General features: G+C 65.5%; 28 protein-coding genes. 19 read left to right on the top strand and 9 right to left on the bottom strand.

Features of this window, described 5'->3' with window-relative positions; genetic code table 11:
- The first annotated feature begins 149 nt into the window (after positions 1-149).
- Genes H6955_11730 through fdhF form a run of 3 tightly spaced genes read left to right on the top strand, consistent with a single transcriptional unit; the run spans position 150 to position 5,202 of the window.
- Complete coding sequence (locus tag H6955_11730; GenBank protein MCP5314226.1) at positions 150-785, top strand: SCO family protein; 636 nt, start codon at positions 150-152, stop codon at positions 783-785.
- Positions 761-2,455, top strand: a complete 1,695-nt coding sequence (locus tag H6955_11725) for an NAD(P)H-dependent oxidoreductase subunit E (protein ID MCP5314225.1) — start codon at positions 761-763, stop codon at positions 2,453-2,455. Before H6955_11730 ends, H6955_11725 begins: the two co-directional genes overlap by 25 nt.
- Before the next feature lie 2 nt (positions 2,456-2,457).
- Positions 2,458-5,202: a formate dehydrogenase subunit alpha gene (gene fdhF / locus H6955_11720; GenBank protein MCP5314224.1), complete on the top strand. Its 2,745-nt coding sequence runs from the start codon at positions 2,458-2,460 to the stop codon at positions 5,200-5,202.
- Positions 5,203-5,217: 15 nt separating this feature from the next.
- Here the strand turns inward: fdhF and folP are convergent, their stop codons facing one another.
- The gene (folP, locus tag H6955_11715; protein MCP5314223.1) at positions 5,218-6,060 is read right to left on the bottom strand and encodes a dihydropteroate synthase; all 843 of its coding nucleotides are present in this window, start codon (positions 6,058-6,060) and stop codon (positions 5,218-5,220) included.
- Between the two features lie 128 nt (positions 6,061-6,188).
- On the opposite strand from folP, the gene H6955_11710 reads away from it, so the two are divergent.
- From H6955_11710 to pqqE, 6 genes are all read left to right on the top strand, one after another.
- Positions 6,189-6,509 carry a c-type cytochrome gene (locus H6955_11710; GenBank protein ID MCP5314222.1) on the top strand — a complete coding sequence of 107 codons (321 nt, stop codon included), beginning with the start codon at positions 6,189-6,191 and terminating at the stop codon, positions 6,507-6,509.
- 221 nt (positions 6,510-6,730) lie between these two features.
- A complete protein-coding gene (gene pqqA, locus H6955_11705) occupies positions 6,731-6,805 on the top strand; it encodes a pyrroloquinoline quinone precursor peptide PqqA (GenBank protein ID MCP5314221.1) in 75 nt (24 codons plus the stop codon).
- A gap of 170 nt (positions 6,806-6,975) precedes the next feature.
- Positions 6,976-7,890, top strand: a complete 915-nt coding sequence (gene pqqB / locus H6955_11700; GenBank protein MCP5314220.1) for a pyrroloquinoline quinone biosynthesis protein PqqB — start codon at positions 6,976-6,978, stop codon at positions 7,888-7,890.
- A gap of 5 nt (positions 7,891-7,895) precedes the next feature.
- Positions 7,896-8,642 (top strand): pyrroloquinoline-quinone synthase PqqC, encoded by a 747-nt coding sequence (pqqC, locus tag H6955_11695; GenBank protein ID MCP5314219.1) that lies wholly within the window; start codon positions 7,896-7,898, stop codon positions 8,640-8,642.
- The gene (gene pqqD, locus H6955_11690; protein MCP5314218.1) at positions 8,639-8,926 is read left to right on the top strand and encodes a pyrroloquinoline quinone biosynthesis peptide chaperone PqqD; all 288 of its coding nucleotides are present in this window, start codon (positions 8,639-8,641) and stop codon (positions 8,924-8,926) included. The genes pqqC and pqqD overlap by 4 nt, the downstream gene beginning before the upstream one ends.
- On the top strand, positions 8,892-10,034 hold the full coding sequence (gene pqqE, locus H6955_11685) for a pyrroloquinoline quinone biosynthesis protein PqqE (protein MCP5314217.1): 1,143 nt from the start codon (positions 8,892-8,894) through the stop codon (positions 10,032-10,034). The genes pqqD and pqqE overlap by 35 nt, the downstream gene beginning before the upstream one ends.
- 57 nt (positions 10,035-10,091) lie before the next feature.
- Here the strand turns inward: pqqE and pip are convergent, their stop codons facing one another.
- Complete coding sequence (gene pip, locus H6955_11680) at positions 10,092-11,051, bottom strand: prolyl aminopeptidase (GenBank protein MCP5314216.1); 960 nt, start codon at positions 11,049-11,051, stop codon at positions 10,092-10,094.
- Between the two features lie 504 nt (positions 11,052-11,555).
- Between pip and H6955_11675 the strand changes: the two genes are divergently transcribed.
- From H6955_11675 to H6955_11660, 4 genes are all read left to right on the top strand, one after another.
- The gene (locus H6955_11675; protein ID MCP5314215.1) at positions 11,556-13,352 is read left to right on the top strand and encodes a methanol/ethanol family PQQ-dependent dehydrogenase; all 1,797 of its coding nucleotides are present in this window, start codon (positions 11,556-11,558) and stop codon (positions 13,350-13,352) included.
- 119 nt (positions 13,353-13,471) lie between these two features.
- Positions 13,472-13,939 (top strand): hypothetical protein, encoded by a 468-nt coding sequence (locus tag H6955_11670; protein ID MCP5314214.1) that lies wholly within the window; start codon positions 13,472-13,474, stop codon positions 13,937-13,939.
- A gap of 33 nt (positions 13,940-13,972) precedes the next feature.
- Complete coding sequence (locus H6955_11665) at positions 13,973-14,809, top strand: quinoprotein dehydrogenase-associated putative ABC transporter substrate-binding protein (protein MCP5314213.1); 837 nt, start codon at positions 13,973-13,975, stop codon at positions 14,807-14,809.
- Between the two features lie 44 nt (positions 14,810-14,853).
- Positions 14,854-15,399 carry a PQQ-dependent catabolism-associated CXXCW motif protein gene (locus H6955_11660; GenBank protein MCP5314212.1) on the top strand — a complete coding sequence of 182 codons (546 nt, stop codon included), beginning with the start codon at positions 14,854-14,856 and terminating at the stop codon, positions 15,397-15,399.
- 31 nt (positions 15,400-15,430) lie between these two features.
- On the opposite strand, the gene H6955_11655 is transcribed toward H6955_11660, so the two are convergent.
- Genes H6955_11655 through H6955_11635 form a run of 5 tightly spaced genes read right to left on the bottom strand, consistent with a single transcriptional unit; the run spans position 15,431 to position 19,829 of the window.
- On the bottom strand, positions 15,431-16,063 hold the full coding sequence (locus H6955_11655) for a hypothetical protein (GenBank protein ID MCP5314211.1): 633 nt from the start codon (positions 16,061-16,063) through the stop codon (positions 15,431-15,433).
- A 33-nt stretch (positions 16,064-16,096) separates the two neighbouring features.
- Complete coding sequence (locus tag H6955_11650; protein MCP5314210.1) at positions 16,097-16,864, bottom strand: ABC transporter permease; 768 nt, start codon at positions 16,862-16,864, stop codon at positions 16,097-16,099.
- A 23-nt stretch (positions 16,865-16,887) separates the two neighbouring features.
- Positions 16,888-17,643, bottom strand: coding sequence for an ATP-binding cassette domain-containing protein (locus H6955_11645; protein MCP5314209.1), 756 nt, complete (start codon positions 17,641-17,643; stop codon positions 16,888-16,890).
- Positions 17,640-18,623: a PQQ-dependent catabolism-associated beta-propeller protein gene (locus H6955_11640; protein ID MCP5314208.1), complete on the bottom strand. Its 984-nt coding sequence runs from the start codon at positions 18,621-18,623 to the stop codon at positions 17,640-17,642. The genes H6955_11645 and H6955_11640 overlap by 4 nt, the downstream gene beginning before the upstream one ends.
- 39 nt (positions 18,624-18,662) lie before the next feature.
- Complete coding sequence (locus H6955_11635; GenBank protein MCP5314207.1) at positions 18,663-19,829, bottom strand: ABC transporter substrate-binding protein; 1,167 nt, start codon at positions 19,827-19,829, stop codon at positions 18,663-18,665.
- 373 nt (positions 19,830-20,202) lie between these two features.
- Between H6955_11635 and H6955_11630 the strand changes: the two genes are divergently transcribed.
- The 5 genes from H6955_11630 (at position 20,203) to H6955_11610 (ending at position 23,256) form a co-directional block, all read left to right on the top strand.
- Positions 20,203-20,730: an SRPBCC family protein gene (locus tag H6955_11630; protein MCP5314206.1), complete on the top strand. Its 528-nt coding sequence runs from the start codon at positions 20,203-20,205 to the stop codon at positions 20,728-20,730.
- The gene (locus H6955_11625) at positions 20,731-21,714 is read left to right on the top strand and encodes a YncE family protein (protein ID MCP5314205.1); all 984 of its coding nucleotides are present in this window, start codon (positions 20,731-20,733) and stop codon (positions 21,712-21,714) included.
- Between the two features lie 34 nt (positions 21,715-21,748).
- Entirely contained in the window at positions 21,749-22,063 is a 315-nt protein-coding gene (locus H6955_11620) for a hypothetical protein (protein ID MCP5314204.1), read from the top strand.
- An 83-nt stretch (positions 22,064-22,146) separates the two neighbouring features.
- Positions 22,147-22,824, top strand: coding sequence for a hypothetical protein (locus H6955_11615; GenBank protein MCP5314203.1), 678 nt, complete (start codon positions 22,147-22,149; stop codon positions 22,822-22,824).
- Between the two features lie 66 nt (positions 22,825-22,890).
- Complete coding sequence (locus tag H6955_11610; protein MCP5314202.1) at positions 22,891-23,256, top strand: hypothetical protein; 366 nt, start codon at positions 22,891-22,893, stop codon at positions 23,254-23,256.
- Between the two features lie 33 nt (positions 23,257-23,289).
- Here the strand turns inward: H6955_11610 and H6955_11605 are convergent, their stop codons facing one another.
- Positions 23,290-24,144 carry a quinoprotein dehydrogenase-associated SoxYZ-like carrier gene (locus H6955_11605; GenBank protein MCP5314201.1) on the bottom strand — a complete coding sequence of 285 codons (855 nt, stop codon included), beginning with the start codon at positions 24,142-24,144 and terminating at the stop codon, positions 23,290-23,292.
- Positions 24,145-24,233: 89 nt separating this feature from the next.
- Positions 24,234-25,205 carry a quinoprotein relay system zinc metallohydrolase 2 gene (locus tag H6955_11600; GenBank protein ID MCP5314200.1) on the bottom strand — a complete coding sequence of 324 codons (972 nt, stop codon included), beginning with the start codon at positions 25,203-25,205 and terminating at the stop codon, positions 24,234-24,236.
- 104 nt (positions 25,206-25,309) lie between these two features.
- On the opposite strand from H6955_11600, the gene H6955_11595 reads away from it, so the two are divergent.
- A complete protein-coding gene (locus H6955_11595; GenBank protein ID MCP5314199.1) occupies positions 25,310-26,329 on the top strand; it encodes an ABC transporter substrate-binding protein in 1,020 nt (339 codons plus the stop codon).
- Positions 26,330-26,335 lie beyond the last annotated feature (6 nt).

Below are 26,335 nucleotides of genomic sequence, written 5' to 3'. Positions count from 1 at the left end.
GCAGTGTCACTGTGTCGCCGCGGGTACAGCGCCGTAGAACGCTGTGTGCACTGCGTGACACGCGGCGCCCGGCGTACCGTCCCGTGCCCGGCCGCCTGGCCGCTGGCACCAAAGCTGCTTAACATCGAACGATGTGCTGGGGGGCTGGAATGACCAACGGACTCCGGGTGTTGGCCGGACTGCTGCAGCTGGTCGCCAGTAGCGCCGCCATCGGGCTGGGTGGTGATTTCACCCTGGACCGGGCCGACGGTGGACGTTATGCGCTCCACGAGTCGCACGCCGAGGCCGTGGTCCTGCTGTTCGGCTACACCAGCTGTCCGGACGTCTGCCCAACGGGACTGAGCCGGATCGCCCGCGCCCTGCGCGATCTCGGCGACGATGCCAGCAGGGTCGACGCACTGTTCGTGACGCTCGATCCCACGCGCGACACGCCGGCACGGTTGCGCGAGTACACCCGGTACTTCCATCCGGCAATAATCGGCCTGACCGGCGACACCGACCGGCTGGACCGCGTCGCGCGGCTGTTCAACGTACGTTATGCGTTCGTCGGCAAGGACACGAGTGAGCACTACAGCATGGACCACACGGCCAATGTGTATCTGGTCGACCCGCGCGGCAGCGTGTCGGCGATCCTGCCGTACGGTCTGCCGTCCGTGGCACTGACCGATGCGCTGCGCGCGGCGATCGCCGCCGGCCGCGCCGCACCCGCTGCCGGACCGGGACATCCGGCCCTGGATACGACGCGCGACCAAGGCCAACCATCCGATCGGAGCCCCGTCCATTGAACGATGACCGAACCCGCCGCAAGGCCGCGCGCGCCAAGGGCCGCCGTGCGACACCCGCCGATCTGCAGGCGGTGGCACGCTATCTCGACGGTGATGAAGACCGGCGCGACCGGTTGATCGAATACCTGCACCGTATCCAGGACGACCTGGGGCACCTCCCGGCGCACCTGCTGGTCGCGCTCGCCGAGCGGCTGCGGATTGCACCGGCCGAGGTCTACGAGGTGGCCAGCTTCTATCACCACTTCGACGTCATCAAGCAGGACGCCACGCCACCACCGCCACTCACGGTGCGCGTATGTGACTCGATCAGCTGCAGCCTGGGCGGCGCCGAATCGCTGCTCGACGCACTGCGTCGCGGCCTGGGCGATCATGTGCGCGTGCAGCGCGTCCCGTGCGTCGGGCGCTGCGATACGGCACCGGTCGCGGTGGTCGGTACCCGGCCGGTCGGGAGCGCGACCGCGGACAGCGTCGCCACAGTGATCCGCAGCGGGCCGCATGCCGACCAGGCACCGGCGCAGGCGCGCGACTATGCGGCCTACCGTGCCGCCGGCGGCTACCGCCAGCTGCAGGCCCTGGTCGCGGACAGCGCCGGCGAATCGACCGAACGCATCATCCAGACGCTGGACGACGCCAAGCTGCGCGGACTCGGCGGCGCGGGCTTCCCGGCCGGCCGCAAATGGCGGATCGTGCGCGGCTATACGGGACCGCGGCTGATGGCGGTGAACATCGACGAAGGTGAACCCGGCACCTTCAAGGACCGCGTCTATCTCGAGCAGGACCCGCATCGCTTTCTCGAAGGCATGCTGATCGCCGCCGAGGTGGTCGGGATCGAGCGCATCTTCATATACCTGCGCGACGAATACGCCGGCGTGCGCGCACTGCTGCAGCGCGAGCTCCTGGCGCTGTCGGCCGATCCGCCCTGCCGTCTGCCTTCGATCGAGTTGCGCCGCGGTGCCGGCGCCTACATCTGCGGTGAGGAGTCCGCGATGATCGAGTCGATCGAGGGCAAGCGCGGCATGCCGCGCCTGCGCCCGCCATATATCGCCGAGTACGGGTTGTTTGGCCGGCCCACCCTGGAACACAACATGGAGACGCTGTACTGGGTCCCATCGATCCTCGAACGGGGCGCCGAATGGTTCCTGTCACACGGCCGCAACGGTCGCCAGGGGCTGCGCAGTTACTCGGTCAGCGGGCGTGTGCAACGGCCCGGGGTGCATCTGGCACCGGCCGGGATCAGCGTGCGCGAACTGATCGATGAGTTCTGCGGCGGGATGCTCGACGGCCACCGCCTGAAAGCCTATTTCCCCGGCGGGGCATCGGGCGGCATCCTGCCGGCATCGCTCGCCCACCTGCCGTTGGATTTCGATACCCTGGCCGAGTATGGCTGTTTCATCGGCTCGGCCGCGGTGATCGTACTGTCCGAACACGACAGCGTGCGCGCGCAGGCGCTCAATGCAATGCGCTTCTTCGCCGACGAATCCTGTGGCCAATGCACCCCGTGCCGTGTCGGCACCGCGAAGGCGGCCGCGTTGATGGCGCAGCCGGACTGGGACGCCGCGCTGCTCGAGGAACTGTGTCAGGTAATGGCGGACGCGTCGATCTGCGGCCTCGGACAGGCCGCGCCCAACCCATTGCGCTGCGCGCTGAAGTATTTTCCGGAGGAGTTCTGAACATGGCCGCACGCGCCGACGAGATACCCCAGCCGGTGGCCTTCACGCTGAATGGCCGACGCATCGAGGCACACCCGGACGAGAGCATCCTGCAGGCCGCCGCACGGCACGGCATAGAGATCCCCCACCTGTGCTTCAAGGAAGGACTGCGCGCCGACGGCAACTGCCGCGCCTGCATGGTCGAGATCGACGGCGAACGCGTGTTGGCGCCTTCCTGTTGCCGGCGTCCGACCGAAGGGGCGCGGGTTCACAGCGATTCCCCGCGCGCACACCACGCGCAGCGCATGGTCCTCGAACTGTTGCAGAGCGATGCGACCCCGGAGCACGCGCACACCCCGGACAGCGAACTGGACCACTGGAGCGAGGTGTTGGACGTCGGCATGCCGCGTTTCGGCGGCCGCCGGCAGCCGCCGGCCGATCTGTCGCATCCCGCGATCGCGGTCAACCTGGATGCCTGCATCCAGTGCACCCGATGTGTCCGCGCCTGCCGCGAATCGCAGGCCAATGACGTGATCGGGCTTGCCGGGCGCGGAGCCCAGGCACGCATCGTGTTCGATCTCGAGGACCCGATGGGCGATTCGAGCTGCGTCGGCTGCGGCGAATGCGTCCAGGCCTGTCCGACCGGCGCCCTGATGCCGGCGCACGGGGCCGGCCTGCTGCCTGTCGAATCGCGGGTCGACTCGGTGTGTCCCTATTGCGGTGTTGGCTGTCAGCTCACCTATCACGTCGCCGACAATCGCATACTGCGTGTCGAGGGCCGCGACGGACCGGCCAATCACGGCCGCCTGTGCGTCAAGGGGCGTTACGGGTTCGATTACGTGCATCACCCGCACCGGCTCACCCGACCCCTGGTGCGCCGCGACGATGCGCCGAAGCATGCCGAGCTCGATCTCGATCCCGGCGACCCGCTGCGCGACTTCCGCGAGGCCAGCTGGGAAGAGGCGATGGCCCGCGCGGCCAGCGGCCTGCTGCGGATTCGCGACGCCCACGGCCCCACGGCATTGGCCGGCTTCGGGTCGGCCAAGGGCTCCAACGAGGAGGCCTATCTGTTCCAGAAGCTGATCCGCACGGGCTTTGGCAGCAACAACGTCGACCACTGCACGCGGCTGTGTCACGCCTCGTCGGTCGCCGCACTGCTGCAGATGATCGGCTCCGGTGCGGTATCGAATCCGGTCGCCGACGCCAGCGAGGCCGAGGTGATCGTGTTGATCGGTTCCAACACCACCGAGAACCATCCGGTCGCCGCGACCTTCTTCAAGAACGCCGCACGACAGGGCAAGACGCTGATCGTGATGGACCCGCGCCGCACCGAGATCGCCCGGCATGCCGACTACGTGCTGCAGTTCAAACCCGACACCGACGTCGCGATGCTGAACGCGATCATGCACGCGGTGATCGATCAAGGCCTGGTCGACGAGGCCTTCGTCGCGGCGCGCACCGAGGGATACGCGGCACTCAAGGCACACCTTGCCGATTTCTCACCCGAGGCGATGGAGCCGATCTGCGGCATCCCGGCGACGACACTGCGCGAGGTGGCGCGGGTGTTCGCCTCGTCCAGGGCTTCGATGATCTTCTGGGGGATGGGCATCTCGCAACACGTGCACGGCACCGACAATGCGCGTTGCCTGATCGATCTCGCGCTGATCAGCGGCCAGATCGGTCGACGCGGTACCGGGCTGCACCCGCTGCGCGGCCAGAACAACGTCCAGGGTGCATCGGACGTCGGTCTGATCCCGATGGTGTTTCCGGACTACCAACGGGTCGACAACGCCGACGCCCGGCAGCGGTTCGAATCGCTTTGGGGCTGCGAGCTGGATCCGCGACCCGGCCTGACGGTGGTCGAGATCATGCACGCGATCCACGACGACCAAATCCGCGGCATGTACATCATGGGCGAGAACCCCGCGATGTCCGATCCGAACCTGGCGCACGCGCGCGCGGCACTGGCCAGGCTCGAACACCTGGTCGTGCAGGACATCTTCATGACCGAGACCGCGCACTACGCCGACGTGATCCTGCCGGCGTCCGCGTTCCCGGAGAAGACCGGCACCTTCACCAACACCGATCGCCGCGTACAACTCGGCCGGCAGGCGATAGACCCGCCCGGCGAGGCACGCCAGGACCTTGCGATCATCGTCGACATGGCGCGGCGGCTCGGTCTCGACTGGAACTATCCGGGCCCGGAGACGGTGTTCGACGAGATGCGCCGAGCGATGCCGAGCATCGCCGGCATCACCTGGGAGCGCCTGCAGCGACAGAGCGCGGTAACCTACCCCTGCGTCACAGAGGGCGACCCGGGCGACGAGGTGATCTTCACCGAGCAGTTCCCGCGCGACGGCGGCAGGGCGCTGCTGGTGCCGGCCAGGCTGACCAATGCCGACGAACTGCCGGACACGGAGTACCCGCTGGTGCTGATCACCGGCCGCCAGCTCGAACACTGGCACACCGGTGCGATGACCCGGCGCGCCAGTGTGCTGGACGCGATCGAACCGGTCCCTGTCGCGTCGCTGCACCCCGAACAACTCGATGCGATCGGCGTGCATGCCGGCGAGCCAATCCGCCTGCGCTCGCGGCGCGGCGAGGTCGTGGCCCACGCCCGCGCCGACACCGGCCTGCGTACCGGCCAGGTGTTCCTGCCGTTCTGTTACCACGAGGCGGCGGCAAACCTGTTGACCAACGAGGCGCTCGACCCGGATGGCAAGATCCCCGAGTTCAAATTCTGCGCGATCCAGATCGCGCCGGCCTGAACGGGGCACCGACCGCTAGGCGTCTTCGAACACTGCGGGTACGCGCAATGCCCAGGCGATATCCGCCGCCTGCCGGTTCGGCTTGACGTCGTGCACGCGCACGACGCTGACACCAGCGGCCACCGCCAGCGCGGTGGTCGCGCAGGTTGCCCCGAGTAATTCGGCGGGCTCACGCTCGTTGCACAGGTGACCCATGAACCGCTTGCGGCTGGCCCCCAACAGCACCGGGTAGCCGAGCGCCACGATCCTGTCCAGACCGGCCAGCAGTGCGAGGTTGTCGCTTCGGCGCTTGCCGAATCCGATCCCCGGGTCGAGCAGGATCTGGTCTGGCTGCAGGCCCGCCGCCAGCGCGGCCTGCGCGCGCGCCGCGAGGAATGCGGTCACTTCGGCGACGACATCGTCATAGTGTGGCGCCAACTGCATGGTCGCGGGCTCGCCCTGCATGTGCATCAGCACGATCGGTACCGCGCGCTCGGCGACGCAACGCAACATGTCCGGCGTGTCGCGCGCCGCGGATATGTCGTTGACCAGGTCCGCGCCGGCGTCTAGCGCGGCCTCTGCAACGCTGCGCAGCGTCGTGTCGACGCTGATCACGGGCCGCTGCGGCAGTCGCTCGCGCAGCGCACGGATCACCGGCACGACACGCGCGATCTGCACCTCGGCCGGAACGCGTGCCGCGCCAGGCCGGCTGGATTCGCCGCCAACGTCGAGGATATCGGCGCCATCGAGCAACATCTGCGCGGCTCGTGCAACGGCGGCATCGGTGTCCTGCAGCTGTCCGCCGTCCGAAAAACTGTCCGGCGTGACGTTCAGGATGCCCATCACCCGCGGGCGGTGCCGGGCGCCGTACAGCGACATCAAAGTCTCCTCGTGCGCATCCCGCGGAACCCCTGTGCTGGCATGGAATCTGCTCCTTCCGCGATATCGACCATCCGTGCTGCACTGCAGCCATCCAAACACCCGCCCATCGACGGAGACACTCTGCCATGCAGCCGAAAACCCTTACCCTGCTCGCCCTCGCCGCACTTGGACTCAGCCACGGCGCGGTCGCGCTCGACGGCGCCAAACTCTACCAGGAAAAGACCTGTGTCTCGTGTCACGGGCCGGACGCGAACACCCCGGTGCTGCCGGTCTACCCGAAACTCGCCGGGCAGAACCCGGAGTACCTGTTCCAACAGCTCAAGGACATCAAGGCCGGGGTGCGCAAGAACGCGATGACCGCGGCCATGGCCGGCATCATGCAGAACGTCAACGAGGACGAGATGCGTGTACTCGCCGACTGGCTCGGCGGTTTGGGCAGCGAGTGAACCCATCGTGTCACCTGTGCGTCACAGCATTGATTCGGATTGCACCCGGCGGGACACACCCCGGTCGGGTGACCCGGCCACAATGCCTAGTGCCAGGGGACTTGGCGACTTTGGCACCAGATCTGCTTATATGTCCGTGGTTATGTGGCCGCCCGAAGTCGTGAATCCGGGCTACATTAAGTGCTGTGAGCCGGCAACCACCAACAGTGAGGAGAAGGACCATGCAGTGGAGTACCCCAACGTTCGAAGATCTGCGTCTGGGCTTCGAAATCAATCTGTATATCAACAACCGCTGATCTACGGAATCGGCCCGGGTCACCGCGGAATGTGCCCGCGGGCCCGGGCCGAATTGCGTCTTGGGTGCCGAGACGCAGCCGGCACCGGCAACCCGCCCCTAGCGGGCACCTTCCCGACCCGACACCCGCGCAGCGCCCGCCGGGCATGCGCCAACCGACGCTGACACGCCATGCGGATACACGTACTCGGCTCCGCCGCCGGCGGCGGTTTTCCACAATGGAACTGCAACTGCGCCAACTGTCGCGGTGTGCGCGCCGGAAGCATTCGCGCGACGCCGCGCACACAGTCCTCGATCGCGGTCAGCGGCAACGGACAGGACTGGTTGCTGCTCAACGCCTCGCCCGACATCCGCGCGCAACTCGAGGCCTTCCCGGCGCTGCAGCCGGCGCGGACCCGACGCGACACGGCGATCGGCGCGATCCTCCTGGTCGATGCGCAGATCGACCATGCCACCGGCCTGCTGTTGCTCCGCGAGCACACCGCACCCTGGGACCTCTATTGCACCGCCGCCGTCAAGGAGGACCTGAGCACCGGCTTTCCGATCTTCAACATCCTTTCGCACTTCCGAGGCGTCAATTGGCACGAGGTCGGCACCGACGAATTGGAGTTCACGATGCCCCAGGTACCGGGCCTGGCATTCACCGGCGTCCCGCTGAAGAGCGAGGCACCGCCGTATTCGCCGCACAGGCACAACACCGTGCCGGGTGACAACATCGGCGTCCGCATCCGTGACCTTGCCGGCGGCGGGACCCTGTTCTACGCGCCCGGTCTCGGCGAGGTCGACGCACGCATCGAGGCCTACATGCAGGACGCCGACTGCGTGCTCGTCGACGGCACGCTGTGGACCGACGACGAGATGATCCGCGGCGGTTTCAGCAGCAAACGCGGCGCCGAGATGGGTCATCTGGACCAGTCGGGCGAAGGCGGTATCCTGCAACTGCTCGGACGTCTCGAACGCCCGCGCAAGATTCTCATCCATATCAACAACACCAACCCGATCCTCGATGAAGACTCCGCGCAGCGTGCCCAGCTGACAGAGGCCGGGATCGAGGTCGCCGTGGACGGCATGGAGATCGAACTGTGAACGCGATGCTATCGCCCGGCTTGGACAACGACACACCGTGGACCCGCGAGGAGTTCGAGCAGAAGCTGCGCGACAAGGAGCGCTACTACCACATTCACCACGAATTCCATCAGCGCATGAACGCGGGGCAGCTCGACAAGGAGGCGATCCGGGGGTGGGTGGCGAACCGGTTTTACTACCAGACGATGATCCCGCGCAAAGATGCCGCGATCATGTCGAACTGTCCCGACCGCGACGTTCGTCGCCAGTGGGCACAGCGCATCATCGATCACGATGGCACCACCGGTGACGAGGGTGGCATCGAGGCCTGGCTGCTGCTCGGCGAGGCCGTCGGGCTGCGCCGCGAAGATCTGTTGGCACACCGCTTCCTGCTACCCGGTGTGCGGTTCGCCATCGATGCCTACCTCGAATTCGCGAGGCGCCAGCCCTGGGAGGTCGCCGCCAGTTCGTCGCTGACCGAGTTGTTCGCACCCAAGATCCATCAGGCACGTCTCGACAACTGGCCGAAACACTACCCGTGGATCGACGAGCGCGGCTATCGCTATTTCCGCAAACGCCTCAGCGAGGCGAGGCGCGACGTACAGCATGGACTGGAGATCACGCTCGACTACTACCGCACGCGTGCGCAGCAGGAACGCATGCTCGAGGTCCTGCAGTTCAAGCTCGACATCCTGTGGACCATGCTCGACTGCATGTGGATGGCATACATCGAGAAACGCCCGCCCTACCACAACGTCGAGACAGCGAAATGAGCGAGCCCTACGACCTGTCCGCCATGCCGGAAATGGCACCGACCTTCCGGCTGCAATGGGAAGAGGCGCAGAACGGCTATGTGATCCTGTATCCCGAAGGCATGATCAAACTGAATCCGGCTGCCGGCGAGATACTGCGCCGCTGCGACGGCGCACACACTGTGGCTGCCCTCATCGACGACCTGAAACGGCAGTTTCCAGATGCCGAAAACCTGAGCAACGACGTCCTCACTTTTTTGGGTACCGCACATGAGCACCAATGGATCCGAGACAAGTCTGCCTAACCCCTACTGGCTGCTTGCGGAACTGACCTACAAGTGCCCGCTGCAGTGTCCCTATTGTTCCAACCCGGTGGACATTGCGCGCTATGACAGCGAACTTCGCACCGAAGAATGGAAACGCGTGTTTCGCGAGGCGCGGCGCATGGGTGCGGTGCAACTCGGGTTCTCGGGCGGCGAACCGCTGGTCCGCGACGACCTCGAGGAACTGATCGCCGAGGCCCACGCGCTGGGTTTCTACACCAACCTGATCACATCCGGCGTCGGTATGGACGAGTCGCGCATCCGTGGCTTCAAGGCCGCCGGCCTCGATCATATCCAGATCAGTTTCCAGGCGAGCAGCGAGGAGATCAACAATCGGATCGCGCGCAACGAGTCATTCCGTCACAAGCAGGAGATGGCGCGTCTCGTCAAACAATACGATTACCCGATGGTGCTGTGCTTCGTGCTGCACCGACAGAACACCGACCAGATCGAAGACATCATCCAGTTCGCACATGCACTGAACGCCGACTATGTCGAACTTGCCACGACGCAGTACTACGGCTGGGCATTGAAAAACCGCGAACAACTGCTGCCGACGCTGGACCAGGTGCAGCGGGCCGAGGCCGTTGCACACAGATACCAGGAACAACTCAAGGGCAAGATGCGCATCCTGTACGTGGTACCGGATTACTACGAACAGCGCCCCAAGCCCTGCATGCGCGGCTGGGGCGGGATATTCCTCGCGGTCGCGCCGAACGGGACCGCGTTGCCATGTCACGCGGCCGGGATACTGCCGGGGCTGGAATTCCCCAATGTCCGCGAGCATTCGCTCGAATGGATCTGGCGCGATTCACCCGATTTCAACAAGTTTCGCGGCGACGACTGGATGAAAGAGCCCTGTCGCAGCTGTCCGGAACGCGCCAGGGATTTTGGCGGCTGCCGATGCCAGGCCTACCTCATGACCGGTGACGCGACCAATGCCGATCCGGTGTGCAGCAAATCGCCGCACCACGCCGAGCTCGCGGAGCGCGTGGCGTCGATCCACGCCGCACACGAACAGGCACGTGCGCAACCTATCGTGTTTCGCAATATGCGCAACTCGAAGCGCATCATCGCCGGCGAGCTCTGACCATCGTTGTGATTCAAACCGGCGGTCTCACCGAGAGACCACCGCGCACAGGAACGATCAATCGCTCAAGACGCCGCGCAACCGGTCGGTCGCGCGTATCAACGCATTCGTCATCGCCGGCTCGTCCAGCAGGTGTCCGGTGTCGGGCAGCAGCTCCAGCCGTGACCCGGGGATGGCGTGGTGCAGCGTCCACGCGGCCTCGCAGGGGCAGACCAGATCCCGCTCGCCGTGCACGATCGTGACAGGCACGTCCGGCAGCCGCCCGATGCCATCGAGCAGCGGCCGGTCGCCCAGGAAATATCTGTTCAGCGCGTAATGGGTCTCGATGCGGACCTTGGCGAGCAGGCGTCGCGCGTCGGGACCCGCATCCTGCACGCGATCCGACAGGTTCCAGCACGCAACGCGATCGCCCCATTCATACCAGCGTCGCGCCCAGGTCGTCGCGGTCGCCGTGTCCGGGCCGTGCACCCGGCGATGATAGGCACCGATCAGGTCTTCGCGCTCGTGCTTCGGCACAGGGCCGGCGAACGCGTCATAGTCGCGCGGGAAGATCCTGGCCGCGCCGGCCTTGCCAAAGAACCACGCGAGATCCAGGGAACGCGCGAGGAAGGTCCCGCGCAGTACCAGGGCGGATACGACGTGCGGGTGGGTCTGCGCATAACGCAACGCGAGCGTGGCGCCCCAGGAGCCTCCAAACAACAGCCAGCGGCGGATCCCCAGGTGGTCGCGCAGGGTTTCCATATCCTGCAGCAAGCGGTCGGTGGTGTTTGCCTTCACCGCTCCGCCGGGTGTCGACAGCCCGCTGCCGCGTTGATCCACCAGCAGCACCCGATAGTGCGTCGGATCGAACAGCCGGTGTTGATCGATACGGCAGCCGCTGCCCGGCCCGCCGTGCAGAAACAGCACCGCGTGGCCTGTGGTATTGCCAAAGTCGCGAACGCAGATGCGATGCCCTTCACCGACATCGAGATGCAGGGGCTCGGCGCAGGCGGCAGAGGGATAGAGCAGGTCCGTCAAGGGTTTCCGCACGCAACGACACAATCGCTCACAGTCTACCCGTGCGGGCGTCGGTGGTGTCACCCCTGTGACACAGCGCTGGTACAACTGCAAAGCGCTTGGGGCGGCCAGACACGCACGCAATTCGCGCCACCAGCGGCGCATGTTCTATCGCTCAACGTGAACATCTGTCGGGAATCGGCGGATTCCCGCCATTCTCCATTGCTTTTAACGGCTTAGCGCAGCGCCAGCGATGCCGTCGCGGCGCCTGCCCGCCCCCGCTCCCTGTGCCTCGGCAATCTGGCACGGTTGCTGCCTTTCCTCTACCGCTGGCCCGGATAGCACCGTTCAGGACATGGGTTCAATCGGTGGCGCGTCGGATCCATCGGCCTGCGGACGGGAATGGCACCCTGTAACCGGGTGACCGGCGAGCAAACCGAAGTCACGGCTCTCCGGCGTCCGGACGATCGCAGACGTCAGGGATTTCCCGGCAAAGAAAGATTTCACCAGAGAGGCAAGACCATGATGATGCGACTCAAATCCACCGCGGGAGCGGCCGTCATCGCGCTCGCGATCGGCTCCTCGGGCGGCGCCTTTGCGAATGCCGAGCTGCTCAAGATGCAGCAGAACCCGAACGACTGGGTGATGCAGAACGGCAACTATGCCAACACCCGTTACAGCGAACTCGACCAGATCAACGCGGACAACGTGAAAGACCTGCGGGTCGCCTGGACATTCTCGACCGGCGTGCTGCGCGGCCACGAGGGCGGTCCACTGGTGATCGGCGACGTGATGTACGTACACACACCCTTCCCCAACACCGTATTTGCGCTCGACCTCAACAACGACGGCAGGATCATCTGGAAGTATGAACCGCGTCAGGACGCCAGTGTCATCCCGGTGATGTGCTGCGACACGGTCAACCGCGGCGTCGCCTATGGCGACGGTAAGATCTTCCTGTACCAGGCCGATGCCACGCTGGTGGCACTCGATGCCAAGACCGGCAAGAAGGTCTGGTCGGTGTCCAACGGTGATCCGAAGCAAGGCGCCACCGGCACCAGTGCGCCACTGGTCGTCAAGGACAAGGTCTACGTCGGTATCTCCGGCGGCGAGTTCGGTGTCCGCGGACACCTGACCGCTTACAACATCAAAGACGGATCGCAGGTCTGGCGCGGCTACTCGATGGGCCCGGATTCCGACACCCTGATGGATCCCGCAAAGACCACGCACCTCGGCCAGCCGGTTGGCAAGGATTCCGGAACCGCCACCTGGGAAGGCGACCAATGGAAGATCGGCGGTGGCACCACCTGGGGCTGGTACTCCTACGACCCGGACCTGAACCTGGTCTACTACGGCAGCGGCAACCCGAGCACCTGGAACCCGGTGCAGCGTCCCGGTGACAACCGCTGGTCCATGACCATCTGGGCACGCGACGCCGATACCGGCATGGCGAAGTGGGTGTATCAGATGACGCCGCACGACGAGTGGGACTACGACGGCATCAACGAAATGATCCTGGTCGACAAGGAGATCAACGGCAAGATGCACAAGGCACTGGTGCACTTCGACCGTAACGGCTTCGGCTACACACTGGATCGTGAGAACGGCGCGCTGCTGGTCGCCGAGAAATACGATCCGGCCGTGAACTGGGCGACCCATGTCGACATGGAGACCGGACGGCCGCAGGTCGTCCCACAGTACTCGACCCATCACAACGGCGAGGACGTCAACAGCACCGGCATCTGCCCTGCGGCGCTCGGCTCCAAGGACCAGCAACCGTCCAGCTATTCGCCGAAGACCGGCCTGTTCTATGTCCCGACCAACCATGTCTGCATGGACTACGAGCCGTTCCGCGTCTCGTATACCGCCGGTCAGCCGTATGTCGGTGCGACACTGAGCATGTACCCGGCGCCGGGCGGCGACCACCTGGGCAATTTCATCGCCTGGGACGCCGACAAGGGCAAGATCGTCTGGTCGAACCCGGAGCAGTTCTCGGTGTGGAGTGGAGCCCTGGCAACCGCCGGTGACGTGGTGTTCTACGGCACCCTGGAGGGTTACCTGAAGGCAGTCGACGCCAAGAGCGGCAAGGAACTGTACAAGTTCAAGACGCCGTCCGGCATCATCGGCAACGTCAACACCTATATGCACAACGGCAAGCAGTACGTCGCAGTCCTGTCCGGACTCGGCGGCTGGGCCGGCATCGGTATGGCCGCCGGCCTCACCGATCCGACTGCCGGACTCGGTGCCGTCGGTGCCTATGCATCGCTGAGCAACTATACCCAGCTCGGCGGTCAGCTGACGGTATTCGAGCTGCCCAACTGAGGTACTTCTGAGGCGAAACGCCGCACCGCCGTTCGATGGACGGCGGTGCGGCCCGACGACACGGCCGAACACGTTGTGCCTGTAGGTCGTTCCGCCCAACGCACCCCGCGAGGAATTTCATGGCCATCAACACCCTGACCCGGTGGGCATCGTTCACGATAGCGGCCGGCACAGCACTGATCATCGGCAACAGTCACGCGATTTCAGACTCGGGCGGCGACTACCGCAAGTTCGAGTTCTCGGCAGATAAACCGTATTTCCTGCAGCAAGGCAAGGTCGACTTCGGCACCTACAACGGCTTTCGACGCTACCATTCGGAGTGTCACGTATGTCACGGCCCGGCAGGGCTTGGCAGTTCATACGCGCCGGCACTGATGAAGTCCATGGAGCAGATGACCTTTCCGCAGTTTGTGGATGTCGTGGTGCGCGGTCGCCAGGGACGTGACAATTTCGTCATGCCGGGGTTCGCCGACAACATGAATGTGCTGCCCTATCTCCCGGATCTGTTCGCGTACCTCAAGGCGCGCGCCGACGGCGCGATACCGGGTGCGACACGCCCCGACAAGTTTCCGAAAGTCACACAATAGACTGCGTGGATGATGTCTGACCGGCGCTGCCTTGTGTTGATACTGACCGGCCTGCTGGGTCTGACGACCGGCATTGCATGGGGCTCGCCGACCGATCGCGAGGGTCGCAACACGGCTTATCTCGCGGTGTGCGGCGATGCCAACAACCTGCCGTTCTCCAACAGGGAGATGGAAGGTTTCGAGAACCATATCGCCGAGCTGATTGCCGAAGAACTGCATCGCCCCCTGGTGTATCGCTGGTGGCCGCAGAGTGTCGGTTTCGTACGCAACACCCTGCAGACACGGTTGTGCGACCTGGTGATGGGGGTGACCTCGGTCAACGAACTGGTACAGAATTCCAACCCCTACTACCGATCGGTGTACAGCCTCGTGCAACGCGATGACGGCGCACCCATCGTTACCACGCTCGACGACCCGGCACTGCGTGCACTGCGTATCGGCGTGGTCGCCGGCACGCCACCGGCGACGCTGCTGGCACGGTATGGCCTGATGGGTCAGGTGCAGCCGTACCAGCGGACCGTCGACACACGCTACTTCACGCCGGCCACGCAGGCCGTACGCGACGTGGCATCCGGGGCCATCGACGTAGCCGTCATCTGGGGCCCGATCGCCGGCTATACGGCCGCGCGCCAGGAACCACCGCTGCATGTCACACCCCTACCCGCAAAGGTCGACGGCGTCGACCTGGCATTCAACGTCTCAATGGGGCTGCGACGCAACGAACGGCAATGGAAGCATGAAGTCAATGCGTTGATCGACCGCCTCGAACCGCGGATGCAGCAGGTCCTGATCGGCTATCACGTACCGCTGCTCGATTCCGACGACCACCCGATCGAACCGATGGCCAAAGGGATGGCCATCGGGCAATGAACGGCCGCTGGCAGGCACCGTGCAGTTTTGCCCGGTGCCTGTTCATGTCCACTTTGTGTCTGCTCCTGAACGCCACTTCCTCGGCTGAAGGGCAGACACCCTTTTTTTCCAGCGACGGTTACCGGATCGACGCGTTTCGCGCCCCGGTGCCAGACCATGTGCCCGGCGCACGCACCGTGCACACCGATGAGGTCGCCCATCTGGCCCGTGCTGCCACGCAAGCGGCAGCGATATGGATCGACGTACTGCCGCGCCCGCCCCGGCCGGCAGGTTTGAGTGCGACTGCGCTGTGGCTGCCGCCCGCGCGGCGCAACATCCCCGGCTCCGTGTGGCTGCCCAACGTGGGTTACGGGCGCCTGTCCGACGAACTCGAACGCTACTTTCACGACAACCTGCAGCGTCTCACCGGTGGTGACCTCGATCGGCCTATCGTGATCTATTGCCTGGCCGATTGCTGGATGTCTTGGAACGCGGCCCGACGCGCCGCGCGCTACGGGTACCGCCAGGTATTGTGGTTTCCGGAGGGCACCGACGGCTGGTCAGCGGCCAAACTGCCGATGGCCGAGTCGTCACCGGTACCGATACGCTGACATGCACGCCTGGAACCGAGGCTTTGCCGGATCACTGGAGGTGCATGGCGATCATCCTTGCCAGTTCGCCGACGCGTTGTTCGACCTCGCGTGGCCGGGTGCAAAGGAACGGCAGTGCGTGTTCGCGATCATCGAACATGCGTTGTTCCAACGTGACCTGCTGCTGGAGGTCGTGCAGTCGCGTGCGTGCCGCGTCAGACGGATCTGATTCGAGCTCCGCGATCTCGGCGAGATGGGTGCCCAGTACCTCGGCCCGGCGCTGCTGGTCGCGCGCATAACGCAGAATCCCATCGATCAGGCGCCGCCGGTCATCGTTCATGACCTCGAGCACGCCGGCGAACAGCTGGCTCAGCTGCCGGTCACGTCCTTCCGAAGCGGGCTGTGTGGCTGAAAATGCCTCCACCACCGCTTCCGCCGTCTCGCGTTCATAGCGCCGCGCAGTCAGGCGCCGCACGGCTGTCGCGATCTGCGGGTCTTTGGCCCACTGCCCCGACAGTCCCGAGATGTCCGGGCCATCCCAGACCACGGCGGCATCGATCTCGGGCACGAGTGCCTGCTCGCATGGCCAGTCACGCTCGTCGTCGGCGCCGCCGGCCAGAGGGCACGCACCGGATACGGTGATCAAGACTGCCAGGACCGCTTGGCGAATCGCATACCAATTCATGTCGTCAGTTCCATTTTGTAAAAGGCCGACCGTTCACTTGCGCCGCATCAGTTCGCGCGCCGGATCGTAGCCATAGATCGCAGCGCCAAGGAATACCGCCAGGGCCCCGACGACCCATGCCAGTGCCTCGAGGTTGACCTCGCCATACAGCGCAAAGCGGATGAGTTCGACCGCCGAGGTGAACGGGTTATACAGGCAGATCTGGTACAGCGGCACACTCGAGTCGCGAATGCGCCACAAGGGGTACAAAGCCGACGAGGCAAAGAACATCGGGAAGATCACGAAGTTCATGACCCCGGCGAAGTTTTCCAGCTGGCGAATAAACGATGACAGCAGCAGCCCGAGTGCACCCAACATCAAGCCGGCGAGCAGCAGCGCCGGAAACACCAGCAGGTAGCCCGATGCCGGCGGGCGTACGTCCCAGAACCACGCGATCGCCAGAAAGAGGTACACCTGCAGTATCGACACCAGGGTGCCCGCCGTGAGCTTGCACACCAGCAGGTACCAACGCGGGAAGGGGCTCACCATCAACAGTCGCATGCTACCCATCTCGCGGTCGTACACCATCGACAGCGAACCCTGCATACCGCTGAACAGCAACACCATCGCGGCGAGGCCGGGGACGATGTATTCCTCGTAGAGGATATAGGTCTCGTACGGCGGGATGATCGAAACGCCGAGCACGGAGCGGAACCCGGCGGCGAAGATGAACAACCAGACCAGGGGCCGCACCAGGGCACCGAAAAAGCGTTCGCGCTGATGCAGGAAACGCAGCGCCTCGCGCACCAGAATCCCCAGCATGCAACGTGCATACTGCCCCGGCCTCACGCGGCATCCCCGCGGGTAAGCCGATTGAACGCCTGCTCGACGGTATCGCTGGCGGTCTCCCGCAGCAGTACCTCTGCCGATCCCTGCTGCAACACGCTGCCGCGATGCAACACGACGACACGGTCGTCACCGCGCACCTCGTCGACCAGGTGCGTCGCCCACAACACGCCGACGCCGCGTTCGCGACACTCGGCCCTGACCTGCTGCAGGATCGCCTGACGGCTGTGGATGTCCAGACCCACAGTGGCCTCGTCGGCCAGCAGCAGTCGCGGGCGGTGCAACAGCGCACGCGCCAGTTCGAGACGCCGCCGCTGCCCACCGCTGAGCTGGCGCACCTTGTCGTCACCACGGTCGCTCAGACCGATATCGGTCAGGGCCTGCTGGATACGTTCCCGCGCGAGCACGGGATCCAGTCCCTGCAACACGCAGAAATAGCGCAGGTTCTGCCGCAGCGTGAGGTCAAGGTCCAGCGTCGGCTGCTGGAACACCACTCCGAGGCCGGCGAGCGCACGGTGGCCGTCGGCGTGCAGATCTCGACCCAGGATCCGGATCCGGCCGCGACGGCACAGAAACAACCGGGTGAGCAGTGAAAAAAGCGTCGTCTTGCCCGCACCGTTGACCCCCAGCAGTACGCAGAAGCTGCCCGCAGGGACCTCGATCGAGACATCCTGCAGCACCGGGCGGTTGCCATAGGAGAAGGTGACACCCTCGGCCTGCAGCGCGACCTTTTCGTGGGGGGCCGGCGTTTTCAAGGGGCGACCACGACCCCCCAGGGCAGGCGACCGACCGGCACCGATTTGCGCACCCGCAGTTTTTCCAGATCGATCACCGACATGTCGTTGCTGACGCCGTTGGTGGTGAACAGGCGCGTGCGGTCCGGCGAGAAGGCGAGGTTCCAGACACGTTGTCCAACCAGCAGGTATTTCTCGACCTCGAGCGAGGCCGTGTCGATCACGGCGACGCGTGCCGCGGGCCCCAGCGCGACGAATGCACGGCTGCCGTCATCGGAGATGCGGATGCCGACCGGCTGGATCGATTCGGCACGGATGCCCGGAATCTCGAAGCCGATCTTCTTGATGATCTCCTTGCGGTCGACATCGATCACCGCGACGGTACCGCCGATCTCCGAGGATACCCAGACCTGTCTGCTGTCCGGCGTGAACTGTGCAACACGCGGGCGCTGGTCGACCAGGACGTTTGCGACCACCGCATGGCTCTGCAGGTCGATGAAATGCGCCATGTTGGTGGTCTCGGAGGTATTCACCAACCATCGCCCATCCGGACTGATCCCCATGCCCTCGGGTTCGACGCCCACCTGGATCTCGACGACCTTGCTGCGGGACTCGACGTCGACCACCGTGACCATGTTGTCGTCTTCGTTGGCGACGTACAGCAGGCGCCCCTCGGGGCCCAGCGCGAGCAGTTCGGGGTCCGGCCCCGACGGCAGCGTATGGGTCACCTTGAGCGTGGCCAGATCGAGTACCTCGATGTGGTCTTCGTCACTGGTGCAGACATACAACACCTTGTTGTCACGGCTCAACGCGATGCCGCGCGGACGCTGACCCACGCCGACCTGGGCCCGCCGTTCCAGCGTCTCACCGTCGACCACGGTGATCACATTGTCCTTTTCACTCGACACGTACACGGTATAGGCGGCGGCCGGATCCGCGATGCCCCACCCGCAGACCATCACCAGCGCGTGCAGCGCCACCGGGTTGCAACCAACTCTCATGCTTGGGTTCCTCCTGTTGTATTGCCTGATCGGCTGGCCTCACCTGGCACAGCGGACCTCCGCGCGGTCATAACCGAGGGTGTCGAGCGGTGAGAACTGATGCAGAAAGCCCTCTTGCGGCGACACCGACACCAGGATCCGCCGCGACACGATCAGCAGGGGTTGGCGCAGCTGGCCGTTCCATTCACGGTAACCGACCGGTACGCCCTTGAATGCCGCCAGCTTGAATTCCGGACCCAGCAGATAGCTGTGCAACACCTGCGGATCGGCGGAACTGGTGCGTGTGGCGCCTTCGCCGAGGCTGCGTACCGCGAGCCAGGCCGCGTAGTCCAACGGGGTCATCCACCGTCCCGTTACGCTGTTGAACCGGCGCTGGAACTGGGTCGCCCCCCATTGCTCGAACACCCCGCTCCATGCCGTCGCGGTCAGCCCCTGGGTACCACCGACCGGACGCGGCTGGTAGGTACGATAGTTGAGGTATTCGCCGAAGCTGTCGGCCTCGTCGGCGACCAGCAGGATGTCGTAGTCGTCGACCTGGGTGAACGCGTTCACCGCCTGCTGCTCGTGGAAATGGCCGGAGTCCGTTCGACGTGCGCCGGCATCGAAGGTCCACTCCTTGCGTTCGACGATCTTACCGCCGAAACGTTTGGCGGCACGCTCCAGCGCGCTCGCATACGCGGTATCGGCGGGCCCCCGTCCGACGACGAGGAACCAACGTGTCCAACGCTTCCAGGCGAGATACTGGGCCAGCGCATCGGTGAGCATCGCCCGGCTCGGCGCGGTGTGCAGCAGATTGTCTCGGCACTCGGCGACGCGCAGCCTGTCGTCCGTTGCGCCGATATTGAACAACAGGCTGTCAGCCGCCTCGGGCAGGTCGGCCACCGCCAGCAGGTCGGCCGCCGACAGGTTCACGAGGAACAGGCGGACCCCCTTGGCGTGCAGCGCGCGGAACGCAGCGGCGGCGGACTCACCCGGCTGTATCACCACCGGATCGAGCACGAACGACTGACCGGTGAACCGTCCAGTCGTGTTGTTGTCACGTATGCCCTGCTCCGCTCCGGCCACGCCATCGTCGACGATGCGTGGTTCCAGCGACGTCAGCGGCAGCGACTCCTCCGGATGGCGCCCCAGCAGCCCGATCTCCAGGGTCAGCGACTGGGCACCCGTCGACAGTGCCGCAAGTAACAACACCAGACATGTTCGCATCGATAACGGTCCTCTCGCGGCCGCCCGGCCGATCGCCTGCCTTACCCCCCAAGCAAGGGACGTACCACGCGTGTGGACGGGCGCCGCGATGTACCGCCCGATTCGACCGACACCGTATTGCACAGGCTCTGTCGAAGTGGGTGGACCGCGATCGCGGCCACGATGCAACACAGCGTGTCAGCGATGTAACGCGTCGCCGTCACACCCGGCACCGCAGCCGGGTGGCGATGCCGGATTGCTTACCGCGCATGCGCCCGGGCGGTCACTCGGAGGCTGCTCGCAACCCCGGGCATTGGGTTCGGCATGGACATTGCTCATCACACAGTCACCCAACCCGTAACTTCCATCGTCGCATCGCCCGGGAGGAGCCTCGGTGAAACGTCTATTGATAACGTTGATCGCGTTCCTGGTCGCCTACGCGGGGATCAGCTCTGCGCACGGCCCGACTCGCAAAAAAGTCGTGATCACGCGCGATATCGCCGCCCCACCGGACAAGGTCTGGTCCGTGATCGGCGACTTCCAGAACATGAGCTGGCACCCGGCCGTCACCTCGACCACCGGCGAGGGCGGCAATCAGCCGGGCGCGACGCGCACCCTGACGCTGGGGGGTGGCGGACAGATCTTCGAGGTGCTCGAGCAATACGACGGCGACAAGCACGCCTTGTTCTACCGGATAGAACAGGTCGACGTGAAGGTGTTGCCGGTGACCAACTACTCGTCGTGGATCAACGTCACACCGACCGACGGGGGGAGCCGGGTCACCTGGAAGGGCGCGTTCTACCGCGGTTACCCCAACAACGACCCGCCAGCCGAGTTGAGCGACCAGGCCGCGGTCGATGCTGTGACCGGTGTCTACGAGTCCGGGCTGGACAACGCCAAGAAGGTCATCGAAGGGGGCTGAATGGGTCACCGCCGCACGCCACATCCCGCAGTGCATGGTGCACGGGCCCTGGCGGCCACGGCGGTGTTGCTTGCCGGCGGCGCCATCGGTGCGCCTTTTGCGTTCGTCCCCAACCAGGACAGCAGCTCGATCTCGGTGATCGATCTTGGCGAGCGTCGCGTGACGGTGGACATCGCCGTGGGCGAGCGACCGGCCGGCGTCGCGGTGTCGCGCAACGGCCACGACGTGTTCATCTCCGATCCCGAAACCGGGCGCATCTATCGGCTCGACGGCCGCTCGCACGAGGTGACGATGGAGGGCGTCGGCGGTCAGGGGCCACTCGGCATTGCATTGAGCCCCGACGGCAGCCGCGTCTACGTCACCGACTGGTTCGCCAACGAGCTGCAGGTGTTGGACGCGCAGACACTCAAGCCGCTGGCCCGGGTCGGCGTTGGCAGGGCACCGTCGGGCGTGGCGGTTGCTGCGGACGGTTCGCGAATCTTTGTCGCCGACCGCGACGACAACCGGCTGAGCGTGATCGATGCCACCACGTTGGCGGTAGTCGGTCACGTGGCGACCGGACAACGCCCGTTCGGGATCGGTATCGAGCCGGACGGGGCACGCCTGTATGTGGCCAACGTGGCCAGCAACGACCTGAGCGTGATCGACGCCAGGACGTTGCAGCCGATCGCGACCATCGCTGTCGGCAGCACCCCTTACGCGGTCGCGGTGTCGCCGGACGGTACGCGCATCTATGTGACCAACCAGCACGCCAACAGCGTGTCGCTGATCGACGGCGCGCGACTCGAGGTCGTTGCGGAACGGGCGGTCGGCGAGTTTCCGGAGGGTATCGTCGCCGACCCCGATGGCGAACGCGTCTATGTCGCGAGCTGGTTCAGCAATGAGCTGCTGATCCTCGACAGCCACAGCCTCGAAGTGACCGACCGCATACCCACCGGCGAGGGACCGCGCGCATTCGGGATTTTCGTCGCCGGAGGCAGCTGACCGGCGCATCCACGCATTCGGCCAGGAGCACACCATGTACAGATCCGACTACCCAGAAGACTCGACACTGCGTCGGCACCACGAATCGGCCGCCGCGTTCGCCTGGCAGGCATTCCTCGCGCTGCCGCCCAGTGATTCGGTGTTGCGACGCCACTACGAGCAACACCGGGCGGCAGTCGCGAACCCAGTCCCGAACCGTCCCACGGCGGCCCCGGACCCGGACCCGGCACCGGCTCGGCCCGCGCCGGTCGCCGGCGCCCGCCGGGAAACGACGACGGGTGCACGACCGCGGCCGGCCGAATCCACAGGCGGCGGCCTGTTCGGCTGGCTCAAGCGGCTGTTCGGCTGAGCCGTGCGGCGGCCCGGGCCTGCTTCGCTGCCGGTATCCCGCCGATGTCTTTACCCGTTCGAAACCACCGGAGACCCGTCGTCATGTCGCTGTACCGTCTGCTGAAATGGCTGCCCATCGCGTGCCTCGCGTTTGCTGCCGCACGCGCTGTTGCCGAGGCGCCGGCCGAGGAACTGAACCGGGCACAGGAGCTGGTGTTCCTCGGCGAGCATCTCAGACAGACGCGACAGGGACAGACGCTGGTCTACGATTTCGCCAGTCGCGCCACAGGCCGGGTGGACAAGGTCGACGAAGTCCGGATGACCGTCACCGGGGTGGTCGATGAGGCGCGCCGCGATCTGTCATTCGAGTTCCTCAGCGGCGAGGATCGGATCAGGTTCCCCGATACGCACGGCTATCGCGGCAACCCGGTCGCGGTGCAGTTCCTGGAGCGCGACATCCGCGACATGGCGCAGCACACCGGCACGCCGGTCGCACATTTCCGCAACCGCATCCGCAAGGCGTTTCGAACGCCACAGATCGTGCAGACGCGCGCCACCGTCGGTGAGCGACAGGTGGATGCGACAATGATCACCGTGGTGCCGTTCACCAGCGACGAGACGCTGGCCGCGTTCGACGGCTACGCGGACAAGGAGTACGTGTTCGGCTACTCCGAACAGGTGCCCGGCGATCTGTTGCTGATCCGCACGCGCATGGCGACCGCGGCCGGCGACATGGTCGAAGAGGAATTGCATTTTCGCCAGACCGCCGAGGTCCATTGACGACCTAGGTCGCGCGGTCGGCCGTGAGCCGCCGAACCGCCGTTATCAGACACAGGAGGATTATCGATGCGATCGCCGCTCCCGGTACTTTTGGCATGCGCCCTGTCCGTCAGTTCGCTGCAGGCGGCCGACTGCGAGCAGCCCACCCCGCAGACCGCCGCCTATCCAAGCGCGGTCATCGCCGACTACGTGCTCGGCTGCATGTTGTCCAACGGCACCTCTCCGGACCTGCTGCGCAAGTGTGCATGCAGCATCGACTTCATCGCGGAATCGATCCCCTACGACGAATACGAACGTGTCGAGACACTGCTGAGACTGCAGCAGATGCCGGGCACCGGCCGGGCGGCCGTCTACAAAGGCTCGAACTGGGCGAAGAACGCCGTCACCCACCTGCGCGAGGTGCAGGCCGAATCGACATTGCGCTGTTTCTGATCGGTCACCGCCGCGCAGCCCCGCGCCCGCCGCTCAGGGCGAGGATGCGACCGGAAACCGCTGTTCGAACTGCCGCCCCTGCGAATCCGTGATCCGGGCCACCAGCGTCGCGTCTCCCGGGTCGGGGATGAAACCAAACGTAATCGACGGGTTCTCGCTGATCGAGATATCGGTCGCGACCTTGTACAGGGGCGCGCCCTTGTAGCTCACCTCGATATTCTGCACATAGTCGGCCGGGATGAAGTTGCGGGAGATCTGGTCGAACTGCAGGCCCGAACTGTTCGGATGCCGCACCATCAGACGGGCGAGCAGCAGATCGTCCGCGCCGTCTTCCGGTGGCAGGATCAGTTTCATGCGACCCAGCTGTGCGGCCGCGGCAGCCGGATCCTTCAACGCCGGCGCCGAACAGCCGCCGGATGCCTTGACGAAGTTGCCGGTCATGTAGATCTCGCCGTTGCTCAGTTCCACCACCGCGCGCACGTCGGTGTAGGCATTGACCCGGATCCGGGTCGCGATGCTGTGCCATGCCCGGTCGCCGGGGAACTCGAACACTGCGGCCACCGGCGAGGGATTGTTGTCGATGATCAGGTAGAGCTTCTTGATGAAGCGCTGCGGTGTCTGCTCGAAGCGCGTCGCGATCTCGATTGGCACCACCGCCGCGTCCTGCGCACGCGACGGCGTGTCGAGCGCGATCAGCCCGGCACCATCCTGGACGGCCCGCTCACCGAACAGGGCACTGCGGATCTCCGGCCAACGGCTCTGCTCGGATTGCTGCACCGCAGCGACGACAGCGGACGCACCGATCAGCAGGCCGAACGTCAGGGCCAAGTTGTGTCGGCGTCGTACCGCGTTGATCAGCCGGCGTCCCAGTTCTGCAACAGGCGGCATGCGGATTCTCCGGGGTGGCGGTCGAACGAAGACCCTCGGGAAAAAGATCCAAATTGGATGCCAAGTGCCGCGATTGGACCCGCTGCCGTTCATTCCCACTCGAGTTCGGCGAATGCCGCACTGACGTTGCGCCGATGAAACTCATCGAACATCAACCAGTGCGCGTGCTGCGCCGGAACGACGCGCTCGAGCGCGTCGCCGATATCGCCGCCGGCGGCAATCACCGTGCGCACGCCGCTGGCAACCGCATCCAGGTATTCCCGCTCGCGCTGCAGATCGGTCCGCCAGTCGGGGCGCACCGGGCCATGTCCGGGCACGACGAGTGCCGGTTCGCGCGCGCCGAGCTCGTCGATCAGTCGCAACCAGCCGCGCACGCTGCCGTCAATCACCGGCACATGGTCGGCGAACAACAGGTCGGCAAGCCACAGCACGCCGCTCTGCCGGTCATACAGACTCAGGTCGTTGTTGGTATGCGCGGTCGGATGCGCCTGCAACTCCACGACCCGGCCGCCGAGGTCGAGGGTAAACAGCTGACCCGGCGTGACCGCGATATCCGGAAGCACGATGCGCGTACCCGCGGCAGCCTGGCCGAGATAGGCTTCGACCGGCTGCAGGTAGGCGTCGCGGCGTCGATTCAACGCATCGCCGAGCTGCGCATGTCCGACAATCGGTATGCCACGGTCGGCGAACGCCGCGGCCCCGAGCGCATGGTCCGGATGCATGTGCGTCAGTACCAGCCAGGCGATCGGCCTGTCGGTCACCCGGCGCACGGCGGCCAGCACCGTTTCGCCCTCTGCGTAACTGCCACCGGCGTCGATCACGACGACGCGCTCGCGACCGATGATGAAGCCCAGGTTCGCGACGTGTCCGCGGTTTTCGGCGTCCGGTGTCGCCTGTACGCCTGGGCGCATGTACACCCCGGGTGCGATCTCTTCGAATCCGTTGGCCGCGTGCATCGACCCGCTCGCGGCCATCCACAGGCCGAAGAGCAACCACAGGCGCAGCCCGCCACCCGCTACCGGGCGGGCGTGGCTGACCGTATTCGACGTGGACTGGCCCATGACTTGCTTCTCTTCGATCACGCCGGATCGACCACGACCCGGATCGAGTCCTCGCCGCAGGCGACGCAAATCGCGCGCCAGCCATGCACGTTCGGGAGTGATACATGCTGGATCTGTCGTCACCGGTATCCACGCGCCGCCCAAGCCGGACGGATATCGGTGCCGCATCACTGTTCCTGTTGTCGATGCTGATGCTGGCCTGCCCGGCATTCGCGGAGTCGCCGGTCCGTATCGCGGTACTGAAGTTCGGCACCGCGAGTTGGGAGCTGCAGACGGTTCGCCGGCACGGTTTCGACCGCGCTGCGGGTATCCGTCTGGAGGTGATCGAACTGGCCGGCAAACAGGCCACGATGGTGGCCCTCCAGGGTGGCGAGGTCGACATGGCCCTGAACGACTGGTTGTGGGTCTCGCGTCAGCGTGCGGCGGGACGCGACCTGCGCTTCATCGGGTACTCGAGTGCCGCCGGCGCACTGGTGGTACCGGCGACATCGCCGATCCACGCCCTGCGTGACCTGGCCGGGAAACGGGTCGGTATCGCCGGCGGGCCCCTGGACAAGAACTGGCTGTTGTTGCGTGCACTGTCGCTGCACCAGGGTGGGCCCGACCTTGCCGAGAGCGTGGAACCGGTCTACGGCGCGCCGCCGCTGCTCAATCGCCAGCTCGAAGAGGGACGTCTGGACGCGGTGATCAATTTCTGGCCGCACGTCGCGCGCCTGCGCGCCAAGGGCATGCGGGTGCTGATACAGGCGCGCGAGGTGGCCCGGGAACTTGGCCTTGATGCCGAGTTGCCACTGATCGGCTACGTGTTCGCCGACCGCTGGGCGCGCGCACAGCCGGAGCTTGTCGATCGTTTCCAGACCGCGATCGGCAAGGCGCGACGCCTGCTGGCGACGTCCGATGCCGAGTGGGACGCCCTGCGCCCCTTGATGGCGGCACCGGACCAGGCCACCTTTGAGGCCTTGCGCGATGGTTTTCGGGCCGGGATACCGGAGCCGATGACGCGTGAGCGGCTGTCGTCGGCCGAACGCCTCGCCGACCTGCTCGGCGAGATCGGCGGCGAACACGCGGTGTTGTCGGGCGGCGGTCTGAGTCCCGGGACCTTCTGGGGGATCGACGACGATTGAACGGCG

It is taken from the genome of Chromatiaceae bacterium (genome assembly GCA_024235395.1).
Classification (GTDB): Bacteria; Pseudomonadota; Gammaproteobacteria; order Chromatiales; family Chromatiaceae; genus Thiosocius.
The sequence above is the reverse complement of the archived record's forward strand: the minus strand, read 5'-3'. Positions and strand labels throughout refer to the sequence as shown.